The 12,951-nt window shown below is 53.5% G+C and carries 12 protein-coding genes; all 12 read right to left on the reverse strand.

Annotated elements, in window-relative coordinates; translation table 11 throughout:
- Nucleotides 1-311: 311 nt before the first annotated feature.
- The 12 genes from JET16_RS29230 to lepA all read right to left on the reverse strand — a co-directional run bounded on the left by JET16_RS29230 (nucleotide 312) and on the right by lepA (nucleotide 12,141).
- Nucleotides 312-2,060, reverse strand: a complete 1,749-nt coding sequence (locus JET16_RS29230) for a copper amine oxidase N-terminal domain-containing protein (RefSeq protein WP_199624718.1) — start codon at nucleotides 2,058-2,060, stop codon at nucleotides 312-314.
- Between the two features lie 178 nt (nucleotides 2,061-2,238).
- Nucleotides 2,239-2,607 carry a hypothetical protein gene (locus JET16_RS29235; RefSeq protein WP_199624719.1) on the reverse strand — a complete coding sequence of 123 codons (369 nt, stop codon included), beginning with the start codon at nucleotides 2,605-2,607 and terminating at the stop codon, nucleotides 2,239-2,241.
- On the reverse strand, nucleotides 2,608-2,994 hold the full coding sequence (locus tag JET16_RS29240) for a hypothetical protein (RefSeq protein ID WP_199624720.1): 387 nt from the start codon (nucleotides 2,992-2,994) through the stop codon (nucleotides 2,608-2,610).
- 12 nt (nucleotides 2,995-3,006) lie between these two features.
- Nucleotides 3,007-3,144: a YfhD family protein gene (locus JET16_RS29245; protein ID WP_199624721.1), complete on the reverse strand. Its 138-nt coding sequence runs from the start codon at nucleotides 3,142-3,144 to the stop codon at nucleotides 3,007-3,009.
- 71 nt (nucleotides 3,145-3,215) lie between these two features.
- Nucleotides 3,216-3,425, reverse strand: a complete 210-nt coding sequence (locus JET16_RS29250) for a hypothetical protein (protein ID WP_199624722.1) — start codon at nucleotides 3,423-3,425, stop codon at nucleotides 3,216-3,218.
- A 140-nt stretch (nucleotides 3,426-3,565) separates the two neighbouring features.
- Entirely contained in the window at nucleotides 3,566-4,687 is a 1,122-nt protein-coding gene (dnaJ, locus tag JET16_RS29255; protein WP_199624723.1) for a molecular chaperone DnaJ, read from the reverse strand.
- Between the two features lie 77 nt (nucleotides 4,688-4,764).
- Nucleotides 4,765-6,609, reverse strand: coding sequence for a molecular chaperone DnaK (gene dnaK / locus JET16_RS29260; protein WP_199624725.1), 1,845 nt, complete (start codon nucleotides 6,607-6,609; stop codon nucleotides 4,765-4,767).
- 82 nt (nucleotides 6,610-6,691) lie between these two features.
- Complete coding sequence (grpE, locus tag JET16_RS29265; RefSeq protein WP_199624727.1) at nucleotides 6,692-7,267, reverse strand: nucleotide exchange factor GrpE; 576 nt, start codon at nucleotides 7,265-7,267, stop codon at nucleotides 6,692-6,694.
- 125 nt (nucleotides 7,268-7,392) lie between these two features.
- Nucleotides 7,393-8,418, reverse strand: a complete 1,026-nt coding sequence (gene hrcA / locus JET16_RS29270; protein ID WP_199624729.1) for a heat-inducible transcriptional repressor HrcA — start codon at nucleotides 8,416-8,418, stop codon at nucleotides 7,393-7,395.
- A 135-nt stretch (nucleotides 8,419-8,553) separates the two neighbouring features.
- On the reverse strand, nucleotides 8,554-9,021 hold the full coding sequence (locus JET16_RS29275; RefSeq protein ID WP_407673223.1) for an N-acetyltransferase: 468 nt from the start codon (nucleotides 9,019-9,021) through the stop codon (nucleotides 8,554-8,556).
- An 85-nt stretch (nucleotides 9,022-9,106) separates the two neighbouring features.
- The gene (gene hemW, locus JET16_RS29280) at nucleotides 9,107-10,258 is read right to left on the reverse strand and encodes a radical SAM family heme chaperone HemW (RefSeq protein ID WP_199624731.1); all 1,152 of its coding nucleotides are present in this window, start codon (nucleotides 10,256-10,258) and stop codon (nucleotides 9,107-9,109) included.
- A 68-nt stretch (nucleotides 10,259-10,326) separates the two neighbouring features.
- Nucleotides 10,327-12,141, reverse strand: coding sequence for a translation elongation factor 4 (gene lepA, locus JET16_RS29285; protein WP_199624732.1), 1,815 nt, complete (start codon nucleotides 12,139-12,141; stop codon nucleotides 10,327-10,329).
- Between the last annotated feature and the right edge of the window lie 810 nt (nucleotides 12,142-12,951).

Consider the following 12,951-nt stretch of genomic DNA (forward strand, 5'->3'; position numbering starts at 1 on the left):
GGCAATCCGATAACCATTTGAATGCAACCTATTTCCATAAAAGTTATCCGACTGCCACACGACTCCTTCGACATATCACTTTGGCAACGGAATGTACATAAACGGTCGTCGTGCAACCTTTGCGACACTTGCCCTGGCAATAGATGCGAGGATGCGTCCACATTAGTCGACAGATTGGCCGTGACGAGCTGGCCCCGTCCCTCGTAATTACGTTCGGTCAGCACTTAGCCGCCATCGTATGCAGCAGTACTTTGTTGCTGCGTTCGCATTAAAAGAAGCCGCCGTAATCCGGCAGCTCCCTGCGTTCGCAATTATTTGTTTAACCGATAAACGATCAAGTCAACCGGGAAGTTCGAGCCGGCCGGCGGACTGAATTCAATGTCGACGAACGGCTCCGTTCCGTTTGTGCGGCTTAGCAAGAACACACCGTCATAAGCTGTAATCGTGCCCGATGCCGGAGCAAGCGTTATTTCGCCGTTGATCATGAACGGGCCTTTGAACGGGCCGCCGCGGGCGATCAAGAGGATCGCCGACTTGCCCGGACGCTGTACGCGTATATTATAAGTCATTCCGTAATTGCCGTAGTTGCTGACTGTCTGACTGCGGAAGACGTCATATCCGCTCACAAACACATCGCGTTTGTTGTCGCCGATCGTAATCGTCCCGCCGCCGCTCGCGGCGCCCGCGTCAGCCTCCCAAGACAAATCCGCAACCGGAAACGAGCCGCGCACATGCCCGTCGTACGCAAGCTTCGGATACATCCGGACGGCGGAAAGCGGTTCGTTAGGCACCATGGCGACAAAAGAGAATGCAACCTCTCCGGTTGTTTCCACATCATAGATCAAGTTCACGCCCTGACCGGGCAAAAATTCAGGAAGCTGCGCGTAAGCGGCCGTTTCTCCCGGCGGAACGACAACGGAAGGCTTCCCCGTCTCGCCAAGCAGAAAATCAACCGTGGCTTGATGCCCCATCAGATTTGCGTAGATCGAAGGGTACACTTCGCCTTTGCGCGTCGTTTCGATCGTTACGGGTTCGGAACCGTTATTCGTCGCCAAAATCATGAACTGCAAGTTTCGATTCGTTGAATTTACATGGTTGGCGTATAACCTTCCGTTGCCGTCGACCGTGTCCTCGTAAAGGATACCGTAATCCTTTATGTTCTCGGGACTGTCGCTGACGAGCAGCTTTCGTCCGGGCAGCTCGCTTCTCGACACCGGCAGAGGAGAAAGCGATCGGAAATATTGATCGATCTGCGACTGCGACAATTTGATAAAGCTTTGCGGCTGCGCGTGATACAGTTCAAACTCGACCGGGGTAAAAAGCTGCTCGTTCCCGATCGTAATTTCACGCGTATACCAGTCGCTGACGTTACCTTTGCTGTCCTTCACTTGCAACGAAATTTGATGTTTGCCGGGGGTGAAGAACGCATCCTGTTTATTTTTCCAGGTCAAAAATGCAATCCCGTCCCCGTCGACATCATAGCTTAAATTAATATATTTGATCTTCTCGCCCATCTTATATACGGATTTTCCAAGAGCGAATTTAGCGACCGGCCGCGAGTTGCCGCCATCGCCGACCACAATTCCACCGGCCTTCGGCAAATACGTCACTTCGACCCGGTTCAATTCCTTATTGTAAGTATACTTGGCTTGGATTTGGTCCATCATCCATGTTAACTGCGCCATCAGGCGGTTGTTGATCATCTTGAAGAGCGGTTCGAATGAATGCGGAAGCCCGCCGATCAATACGGTGTTGCTCTTCAATTGTATGAGGACGTCCGTCTTTCCGGCCGTCATCGTTATGGAAGAAGTCGCTTTGTCGTATTGTACCGGAAACCCGAACGAGTCCCCTAGAAACTTCACCGGCACGTACATTTTCCCGTTTACGACGGTTGCCGGCGAATCGAGCATCGTGGATTGCCCGTTTACGAACGCTTCTTGCTTATTGACGTAAAGCAGAACGCGCATAACCGATGTCGATACGTTGGCGCTTGCATGCGGAATGCATGCTCCGGTCATCAATACGACGGCCAATAAAATCCCTGTAATTCGATACTTCAAGTCACTCTCTCCCCATTATCTCTAGATGTTCGCTTAAAATTAGACGTTTTTCAGGCCGGAAAGTTTCATGATTTATGAAAAAATGCAGCTATTGCCAAAATACGAAAAAAAGCGCAAATCGCTCTTGTTCAGGCGACTTGCGCTTCCGCGCCTCAGTGCCGGCTGTTGCCTTTGCCCGCTACAGCATGCCTCCGGCTTCTTCCACCACTCTTAGCGCTTGGTGATGCACACTCTCGTCGACGACCGCGGTAAGCAATATATCCCTTCCGGTCACATGTGCGCCGCCTCCGTCGCTCATTCCGCTCGCGTCGGTTCCCGCCGCCATCAGGATGCCGGGACTTTTCGCGGATATGTCGGCATCCAGCGACAAAGTGGCCAAGCTTGCGAAATCGCCGGTCCTCGGGTTTTCCCGATGCTCGATCCCGTCCCCCGGGTATTTCGAGAACCGGTCGATGCTTACTTCGACCGCGCGAAGCGCTTGCAATTTATTGGCCGCCACTTCCGCTTCTTCCGGGGACTTAAAATACGCGAGAATGTTCTTCTCCATCTACTCCACACCTCTCGAATCCGTAGTTCCGCCGTATTTTTTCACGATGTCCATCGCTTTATCGTACAGATTAGTCTCAATTATCGCGCTCAACACCGGCGTACCCACTCCCGCCGCGTCCGCGTCTTCCGGCGCCTCTCCTTCAGCCGCATCCAACCCGCCCAACAGGACGCCGGAAGGCTGAAGCGGAGAAGGCACGCTGATGAACTGTCCGGACAGTTGCGGCACCATCGGCAGCAGGCTGGTCGGATCGTCGATGAAATGCTCGAACACATTGGTACGATCCGTCATGATATGCGCTGCGCCCAACGCCTGAAGATCCGTCGCCGCCCCTTCGGCGTCGTTCCACTCTTTAAAATAAGCTTGGATATGCTTGGTCTTTGCCATTGCGCATCGCCTCTATTCTTGGCGCCTGTCAGCCGCTTCGGCCCGCTCCGCCGCTTCCAGATCGTCCGCGTCGGCAAGATCTCTGGAGAATTCCACATCTTCGTTCTTTGCAATCGGCAGCTTCCGATGATCCCGATTGTTATTTTCCATCTTCTTCACCCCGCATCAGTTCGCTTCCGGCTTTTCTGGATTAGTTTCCCTGTATTCCGCGAAATTATCCGTTAACTTTCGTTGCGGAACATTTGCGAAACATCGACAGCCTCCGCGGGACCCTCGTCCGCTTCCCGGCCGTAAAATATGCGTTCCATCCGTAAATTCGCCCGGGACGCGTCGTTGTCAAGGGCGTTTAACGTTTGTTCCGTTTCGGCGCTTAGTCCGGAAACATCTCCGGCTGCTTTCTTCACGTTTAACGGTTGGTCTTCCATAGGCATCGTTCGCATCCGTCCTTTCTTTGTCTACAAAGGGTAGACTTTCCTGCGGGGAGACGAATTATGTAGCGAGCGAATAAGACACTGACTGCAGAAAAAAAAGCACCGCGTCATGTGTAAACGCGGTGCTCCCAATTATCGTCTTATTCTCCCAAGAACGCTTTCTTCATGCGCTCAAAAAATCCGTTATTCTCATGAGTCGTTTCGCCGGACAGACCCGCGAACGCACGCAGCAGCTCGCGCTGCTCTTCCGTAAGGTTCGTCGGCGTTATGACAACGACCTTCACGTGCTGGTCTCCTTGTCCGTAGCCGCGCAGCTTCGGAACGCCCTTGCCCTTGAGGCGGAAATACGTATCCGTCTGCGTTCCCGGCGGAATTTTCAGCTTTACCCGCTCCGTCAGCGTCGGCACTTCGATTTCGTCGCCGAGCGCCGCTTGGGCGAACGTGAGCGGCACTTCGCAGAAGATGTCGTCGCCTTCCCGTTCGAAAAATTCATGAGGCTTGACGCGGATCGAAATGTACAGGTCGCCGGGAGGTCCTCCGCGTGCGCCTGACTCCCCTTCTCCGCTAACTCGCAATTGAGCGCCGTCGTCTACGCCGGCAGGGATTTTAATATGAATTTTCCGCTGCTTCTTGACTTTGCCGGCTCCCCAGCAGTTGTTGCAGCGGTCTTTAATAATGCGTCCCGTGCCGTTGCAATTGCCGCAGCTGCGGCGGTTGACGATGCGGCCGAACGGCGTGTTCTGAACGGCCTCTTGCTGCCCGGTGCCTCGGCACACGCCGCACGTCTCGGGTTTCGTGCCCGGCTTCGCTCCGGAACCGTCGCATACGTCGCACGTTTCCGTGCGCGGGATGGTGATGTCGGTTTCTTTGCCGAATACCGCTTCTTTAAACTCGATCTGCATCGGATATTCGAGATCGGCGCCCCGTTGAGGAGCGTTCGGATTTCGACGTCCGCCGCCGCCGCCGAAAAACATGTCGAAAATATCGTTAATGCCGCCGCCGAAGTCGGCGCCGCCAAACCCGCCCCCTCCGAAACCGGCATTCGGGTCGGCGTGGCCGTACCTGTCGTAGTTGGCCCGCTTGCCCTCGTCGGACAGCACGTCGTATGCTTCTTTCATTTCCTTGAACTTCTCCGCCGCATCGGGCGATTTATTCACGTCGGGATGGTACTCCCGCGCGAGCTTCCGGTACGCCTTCTTAATTTCGTCAGCCGAAGCGCCTTTCTGAAGACCCAGCACTTCGTAATAATCACGTTTCGCCACGCGTTCACCCCCTGCCCATGAAAAGAGAGTCGAGACCTGAAGCGCTCACCTCAGGTTTCAACCCTCCGATCATACGATTACTTATCTTTATCGTCAACCACTTCGTAGTCGGCGTCCACCACATTGTCCTTCTTCGCGCCGGCTTCCGCGCCGCCGGCGTCTCCCGCTGCGCCGCCTTGCGCGGCGGCGCCGGCTTGCTCGTAAAGCTTCACGGACAGCTGCTGCACCACGTTGGTGAGCTCTTCGGTCGCTTTCTTGATCGCGTCGAGATCGTTGCCTTCGAGAGCTTTCTTCACGGCTTCCTTCGCTTCCTCCGCTTTCGTCTTCTCGCTGTCGGCGACCTTGTCGCCGAGGTCCTTCAACGTCTTGTCAACAGTATATACGAGTTGGTCGGCGTTGTTGCGGACTTCGACAAGCTCTTTGCGCTTCTTGTCTTCTTCCGCGTTCTTCTCGGCGTCCTTCACCATCCGGTCGATTTCCTCGTCGGACAGTCCGCTCGAAGCGGTGATCGTAATCTTCTGGCTCTTGCCTGTTCCCTTATCCAGCGCGCTTACGTTCACAATGCCGTTCGCATCGAGATCGAACGTCACTTCGATTTGCGGAATGCCGCGCGGCGCCGGAGGAATGTCGCTCAAGATGAACCTGCCGAGCGTCTTATTGTCGGCAGCCATCGCGCGCTCGCCCTGAAGCACATGAATTTCGACGGACGTCTGGTTATCCGCGAACGTCGAAAATATTTGCGATTTGCTTGTCGGAATCGTCGTGTTCCGGTCGATCATCTTCGTAAATACGCCGCCTGCGGTTTCAATACCTAACGACAACGGAGTTACGTCCAGCAATACTACGTCTTTAACGTCGCCGGTCAAGACGCCCGCTTGAATGGCCGCGCCGACGGCGACGACTTCGTCCGGGTTCACGCCTTTGTACGATTCCTTGCCGATTAGCTTCTTCACCGCTTCCTGTACGGCCGGAATGCGCGTGGAACCGCCGACAAGAACGACCTTGTCGATTTTGTCCGCAGACAATCCCGAGTCTTTCAACGCTTGACGGGTCGGACCCATGGTGCGCTCTACCAGATCGGCGGACAGCTCTTCGAACTTCGCGCGGGTCAAATTCATCTCCAAGTGCTGAGGCACGCCGTCAACAACTGTGATGAAAGGAAGGGAGATCGTCGTTGTAAGTACGCCGGACAACTCTTTCTTCGCCTTCTCCGCCGCGTCCTTCAAACGCTGCACCGCAGCCTTGTCTTTGGACAGGTCGACTCCTTGCTCTTTCTTAAATTCGGACACCATATAATCGATGATGACTTGGTCGAAGTCGTCGCCGCCGAGGTGGTTATCGCCGCTCGTCGCCTTCACTTCGAAGATGCCGTCTCCAAGCTCGAGAATCGACACGTCGAACGTACCGCCGCCCAAGTCGAATACGAGAATCGTCTGGTCTTCGCCTTTCTCCAAGCCGTAAGCGAGCGCCGCCGCCGTCGGTTCGTTGACGATCCGGAGCACTTCCAGACCCGCGATTTTACCGGCGTCCTTCGTTGCTTGGCGCTGCGCATCGTTAAAGTATGCAGGAACCGTAATAACCGCTTGCGTTACCGTCGTGCCGAGATATTCTTCCGCGTCGGCTTTCAGCTTCTGCAATATCATTGCGGATATTTCTTGCGGCGTGTACTCTTTGTCGTCGATCTTCGTCTTATGGTTCGTACCCATATGACGTTTGATCGAGATAACGGTGCGATCCGGATTCGTGATCGCTTGGCGCTTTGCCGTTTCGCCGACGATCCGTTCGCCGTCTTTCTTGAAACCGACGACCGAAGGGGTCGTACGGTTGCCTTCCCGGTTCGGGATAACGACCGCTTCGCCGCCTTCCATCACGGCCACACAAGAGTTTGTCGTACCAAGGTCGATACCGATCACTTTACTCATAACGCTTGGTTTCCTCCTTTGACTATTCCAACCTATATCTATGTTCGAAAAAACAATGCCGCAACCTCTAAGCCCGATGGCATTATTCGCTTACTTTTACCATCGACGGCCGGATCACTTTATCTTTCAGCATGTACCCTTTTTGCAATTCTTCGACAACGATGCCCGACTCTCCGCCTTCTTCCGCTTGCACCTGCATTATCGCTTGATGCAATTCGGGGTTGAACGGTTTGCCGACGGCTTCGATCGGGGCCACGCCTTCACTCTCCAACAGTTGGTTCAATTGGCGCAAAATCATCTCCACGCCTTTGGAGAGCGACTCGTAATCTTTTTGTTCCCGGCTCGCGGTCACGGCCCTTTCGAAATTATCTACAATCGGGAGAAGCCCTTCGATCAGCTTCTGGGAGGCATATTTCGCGAACTCCTCTTTCTCTTGTCTTGAACGGCGGCGGAAATTATCAAAGTCCGCTTGTGTTCTCAAGAATCTCTGGTAGTTCTCCTCCGCGGTTTTCCGCAGCTCGGCAAGTTCGCGTTCCGTATCCGAAACCGGCTCGGCGGCCGCTTCCGCCGTCTCCTCCGCCGGTTCAACCGTCTCCGTTTCGGGCGTCGTCTCGTCGTTTACCTGTTCAATCGTTTCTTTGTCCGTCTCGTGCTTCATGCGCTCCTCACCTCCTTACATTGCCCCGTATCAGGCTTGCGGCAGCCTGCGGTTGCGCCCAAACGCGCCAAAAAGCAGGAGAACGACTGCCTCCTGCTGCGCAAACGTCCGCTTTGCGTCGGATGCTATTTCATCCACCGCGACAAACTGCTCGTCATATCCTTCGTAAACACATCCAGCAGCGCAATCACTTTCTTATAGTCCATCCGGGTAGGGCCAAGTATGCCGATCGTTCCGACGGGTTGGCCGTCCAAACTATATGATGCGGTAATTACACTGCAATTGTTGATCGCTTCGAGCGAGTTCTCACCGCCGATTTTCACTTGTATGCCGGCAGGCGCCCCGGAAAACACTTGAACGAGCGTCCGCGATTCTTCCAGAAGCTCAAACAGCGTCTTCACTTTATCCACGTCTTTAAATTCCGGCTGTGCCAGCATGTTGGTCGCTCCGCCGAGATAAAGTCTGTCTCCTTCGTCGGATTGCAGCACCGTATCCACTACGGCCAGCAATTCTTCGTACCCGGCTACATACCTGCTCAATTCGGCGTTTAGTTCCGAATGCATCTTGGAGCGCAGCCGGTACAGTGGCACGCCTTTCAGCTTCGCGTTCAACAAGTTTACGAACTTCTCGATTTCGGAAATCTGGACGCCTTCGGGAATCGTAAACCTGCGATTTTCGACATGACCGGTATTGGTCACGATAATGGCGACCGCCGAATGATCGTTGAGCGGAATGAGCTGCAGCGATTGAAGCGTGGTCTGGTACGTCTCCGGTCCGAGCAATATGGCGGTATAGTTCGTTAAGCTCGACAAAATCGAAGCGGCCTGCTGAACGGCTTGTTCCAATTCCAATATCCTGGATTCGAAGAACGCCTTCATCAACTCTTTCTCTTGATGAGAAACGGTGCCCGGACAAAGCAGGTTATCGACGTAATATCGGTATCCCTTATGGGACGGTATCCGGCCGGCCGAAGTATGAGGCTGCTCCAAATAGCCGAGCTCCTCCAAATCCGACATCTCGTTGCGGATGGTGGCGGGACTAAACCCGACATCGCCGCGCTTCGAGATGCTCCGTGAGCCGACGGGCTCGGCGGAGCGGATGTAATCGTCAATGATAGCCGTCAAAATCAACTTCTGGCGTTCCGATAACATAACCGCCATCCTCCTTATGCAAGTCGAACTCGTGTTGAAGCGCCGGAGAATTACTCTGCTCGCCTTCATTAGCACTCCATATCAGTGAGTGCTAACCATATTCCAAACATACCGAATCCGTAAGCCATTGTCAAGTCAATCCAGCCTCTTTAAAACCGCAATCTCATCGCAGCAATGCAGCTTTTTGCAATGAATGCAATCGCGCCACACTTTTTCCGGAAAGATCTCTTTCGGTACGACCGTAAAACCGTTTTTTTGAAAAAAACCGACCTCATACGTAAGCGCCATTACTTTGGGAACGCCGAGTGCACGCGCCTCTTCCACGAGCAGGTCGACGATTTGTTTGCCGATTCCTTGTCCTTTATATTCGGGATGGAGCCCGAGCGACCTAATTTCAATAAGATCCGCTCCCAATTTCGTCAGCGCCCCGCAGCCGACGAGCCTTCCGTCCAGTTCCGCGACGACGAACGTTTCGATTTGGTCCCGCAGCATTTCCTTCGATCGCGGAAGCATTATCCCGTTATTCGCATACCCTTGAATCAATTCATGAAGAAAATCAATATCATTTACCGTCGCCTTGCGGCATACTGTCGTTTGCATCATGCGGAACCCACCAATCATATTCAAGAATATGAATAAATATACACTAAAACGAAGGGGGCCACAATCGGTTTTTTTGTCAAAATTATTAATTTATAAACGCTCCGAACACTTCATTGCCGAGCAATATGCCTCGGTCGGTTAATCGGTATCCTGCCGCCGTCTCTTCCAGCAGGCCGCCTTCGGTGAGGGAATGCAGCGCCGGGCCGAACCGGTCTTCCAATTCCACGCCGAACTGCGAGTGAAATTCGCGCCGACTGACGCCTTCAAGCAGCCGCAACCCGACCATCATGAAATCTTCCATCGCTTCGGCTTCCGAAACGTCCGCCTTCTCCAACACGGGCAAACCGATTTTTGCGGCGTCGATGTACGGTTGGATCCCTTTCACATTCACGTGGCGCGCCCCCCGGACATAGCCGTGAGCCCCGGCGCCAATTCCGTAATAGCTTCCGTTCCGCCAATAAACCGAATTGTGTTTGCTTTCATAGCCGGGCTTTGCAAAGTTGCTGATTTCGTATTGCCCGTACCCGGCCGCTTTCATCCGGTCCATAATGAGCCGGTACATCGCCACTTCCTCATCCTCTTCGGGAAGCGGCAGCTCCCCGCGCTCGTACAGCGTGTGAAACAGCGTGTTTTCTTCGACCTTGAGGCTGTATATCGAGTAGTGAGGCAACTCGAGAGCCAGCGCTTTATCGAGCGTCTGCTCCATATCCCCTAACGTCTGCTTCGGCAAACCGAATATTAAATCGATGGACACGTTCTCAAACCCTGCTTGACGGGCGTTCTCCAAGCTCCGGTATACGTCGTCCACAGAGTGAATGCGGCCGATTGCCGAAAGCAAATCCGGTTGGAACGATTGCACGCCGAACGACAGCCGGTTGACGCCGCCTTCGCGCATGGCCGCAAGCTTGTCCGGATCGGTCGTTCCGGGGTTCGCTTCCATGGTGCACTCAAAATCCGCCGACCGTTGCGGGAAGTTGTTTCGCGTCATGTTCAAAAACCGGGTCATCTGCTCCGGTGTGAGCACCGTCGGCGTCCCGCCCCCCACAAACAAGGTGCGAATCGTTCCCGGCGGAACTTCCAGAACCGTACGCGCCATTTCCCGCTCCAGCGCGTCCAGGTATTCATCGACCGGCTGGCCTTTCAGCACATAGGAGTTAAAGTCGCAGTAATGGCACTTGTTCGTGCAAAACGGGATATGAACATACACCGCTTCCGGCGTTTCGATTCGTTGTCTCAATCGGTGTCCCTCCTTTCTTAAACAAGGAACCCCGACGACATGCGTCGGGGTACCGTCACCGGACAGGTTTACTCGTCAATCTTGAGCACCGCCATAAACGCCTCTTGCGGCACCTCGACAGAACCGACCTGCTTCATGCGCTTCTTGCCCTCTTTTTGTTTCTCCAACAGCTTCCTCTTTCTCGAAATGTCTCCGCCGTAACATTTTGCCAAGACGTTCTTGCGCATTGCCTTGACCGATTCCCTTGCGATGACCTTCTGGCCGATCGTCGCCTGGATGGGCACTTCGAACATTTGGCGCGGGATGATATCCTTGAGCTTCTCGCACAGAATGCGGCCGCGGTTGTAGGCGTTATCCCTGTGGACGATGAACGATAAGGCGTCAACCTTCTCGTTGTTGAGCAAAATATCCATCTTTACCAAGTTAGATTTCTTATATCCCGAGAGCTCGTAGTCGAAGGAAGCGTACCCCTTCGTGCGCGACTTCAATTGATCGAAGAAATCGTAGACGATTTCGGACAACGGTATGTCGTAGATGAGCGTCACCCGCGTTGCGTCCAAGTACTGCATATCGATGAAATCGCCGCGTTTGTTTTGGCACAAGTCCATGATCGGCCCTACGAAATCTTTCGGCACGATGACGGACGCCTTCACGTACGGTTCCTCAATGTGGTCGATGCGCTGCTGTTCCGGCATGTTCGCCGGGTTGTCGATATCGATAATTTCGCCGCTCGTCAAATGCACTTTGAACACAACGCTCGGAGCCGTCGTAAGCAGCGGAATGTTGAATTCGCGTTCGATCCGCTCTTGGATGATTTCCATGTGGAGCAATCCAAGGAAACCGCATCGGAATCCGAAGCCCAGCGCCTGGGACGTTTCCGGTTCGTATCGCAGCGAGGCGTCGTTAAGCTCGAGCTTCTCAAGCGCTTCGCGCAGTTCGGTGTAATCGGCCGTGTCGATCGGGTACAGGCCGCAGAACACCATCGGGTTGATGCGGCGGTAGCCGGGCAGCGGCTCTTTCACCGGATTTTTCGCATCGGTAATCGTGTCGCCGACGCGCGTATCCTTCACGTTCTTGATGCCCGCAACCACGAATCCGACGTCTCCCGCTTTCAGCTCGTTGACGATCGTCATTTTCGGCCGGAACGCACCGACCTCAATGACCTCGAACTCTTTCTCCGTCGCCATGAAGCGGATTTTCGAGCCGGCTTTCATGCTTCCGTCCACTACGCGTACGTAACAGATGATTCCTTTATATGCATCGTAGTGGGAGTCGAAAATGAGCGCTTTCAGCGGCTTGTCGGCGTCTCCGCTCGGAGCCGGGACCTTTTGGACGACCTGCTCCAAAATTTCCTTAATGCCGATGCCCGCTTTGGCGGACGCCAATACGGCGTCGGAAGCGTCGAGCCCGATGACGTCTTCGATCTCTTGGCGAATACGCTCCGGCTCTGCGCTCGGAAGGTCGATTTTGTTGATGACCGGCAAAATCTCGAGGTTGTTGTCCAACGCCAGGTAGACGTTCGCCAGCGTCTGCGCTTCGATGCCTTGCGCGGCGTCCACGACAAGCAGCGCCCCCTCGCAAGCCGCCAACGAACGTGAAACTTCGTACGTGAAGTCGACGTGTCCCGGAGTGTCGATCAGGTTCAATATATATTCTTCGCCGTCGTCCGCTTTGTAGGACAACCGGACGGCCTGCAATTTTATCGTAATGCCGCGCTCCCGCTCCAAATCCATCTGGTCGAGGAGCTGGTCTTGCATTTCGCGTTGCTGCACCGCGCCCGTAAACTCAAGAATGCGGTCGGCCAACGTCGATTTCCCGTGGTCGATATGGGCAATGATACAAAAATTGCGTACCTTGCTTTGGCGCGAGTTCGATGTAGACATAAGTCCCCCCGTAAGAATGTAGCTGTATATCCTTATTATTATAAGAAAAACTTCGTTCGAAGTAAATCGAAGAAGCCGGTACGTCGTTATATGGGAGTTTTTCTTGCGAGATCAGGCTGCTGCTACGGGGGCTTTCTCTCTAAAGAAAAACTTCGTTCGAAGTAAATCGAAGAAGCCGGTACGTCTTTATATGGGAGTTTTTCTTGCGAGATCAGGCTGCTGCTTCGGGGGCTTTCTCTCTAAAGAAAAACTTCGTTCGAAGTAAATCGAAGAAGCCGGTACGTCGTTATATGGAAGTTTTTCTTGCGAGATCAGGCTGCTGCTTCGGGGGCTGTCTCTCTAAAGAAAAACTTCGTTCGAAGTAAATCGAAGAAGCCGGTACGTCTTTATATGGAAGTTTTTCTTGAGAGATCAGGTGGGGGTAGTGCCCGCTACAGATACTTCATACTTATGCGGTAAAGGCTTAAGGAACGATTACACCGATGCCCGTACGTACACTCTTCCCTATACTCAGATGGTCTGATCCTCAGTTCTTGCTCTCCCCGCCTTCACGTTTCGTATCCTTTTGCGTTGATTATTACTCTCCCGGACTTCACGTTTAGGCTTCACTTGCGCACACTGTCCCCTTAGCTCATATATTGAATATTTTCCCTTTAGTCACTTGAAACACAAACACCTGTTTGGTATAAACTTCATAAGGAATGGGAACATATGTTTGTATGAGGGTGACGAATTGTGGTTTTTTTTGAAGCCAACGCTGTTGATCAGGTTTTTTCGGAAGAAGATTGTATCGGTTATTTTTTCTCTATG

Source organism: Paenibacillus alkalitolerans, from assembly GCF_016482785.1.
In the GTDB taxonomy this organism is placed as follows: Bacteria; Bacillota; Bacilli; order Paenibacillales; family YIM-B00363; genus Paenibacillus_AE; species Paenibacillus_AE alkalitolerans.

Excerpts from the sequence above, each read along its gene's own strand:
- JET16_RS29235 (WP_199624719.1), bottom strand. The coding sequence starts at position 2,607 with ATGGAGAAGAACATTCTCGCGTATTTTAAGTCCCCGGAAGAAGCGGAA.
- JET16_RS29240 (WP_199624720.1), bottom strand. The coding sequence starts at position 2,994 with ATGGCAAAGACCAAGCATATCCAAGCTTATTTTAAAGAGTGGAACGAC.
- JET16_RS29245 (WP_199624721.1), bottom strand. The coding sequence starts at position 3,144 with ATGGAAAATAACAATCGGGATCATCGGAAGCTGCCGATTGCAAAGAAC.
- JET16_RS29250 (WP_199624722.1), bottom strand. The coding sequence starts at position 3,425 with ATGCCTATGGAAGACCAACCGTTAAACGTGAAGAAAGCAGCCGGAGAT.
- dnaK (WP_199624725.1), bottom strand. The coding sequence starts at position 6,609 with ATGAGTAAAGTGATCGGTATCGACCTTGGTACGACAAACTCTTGTGTG.
- grpE (WP_199624727.1), bottom strand. The coding sequence starts at position 7,267 with ATGAAGCACGAGACGGACAAAGAAACGATTGAACAGGTAAACGACGAG.
- hrcA (WP_199624729.1), bottom strand. The coding sequence starts at position 8,418 with ATGTTATCGGAACGCCAGAAGTTGATTTTGACGGCTATCATTGACGAT.
- JET16_RS29275 (WP_407673223.1), bottom strand. The coding sequence starts at position 9,021 with ATGATGCAAACGACAGTATGCCGCAAGGCGACGGTAAATGATATTGAT.
- lepA (WP_199624732.1), bottom strand. The coding sequence starts at position 12,141 with ATGTCTACATCGAACTCGCGCCAAAGCAAGGTACGCAATTTTTGTATC.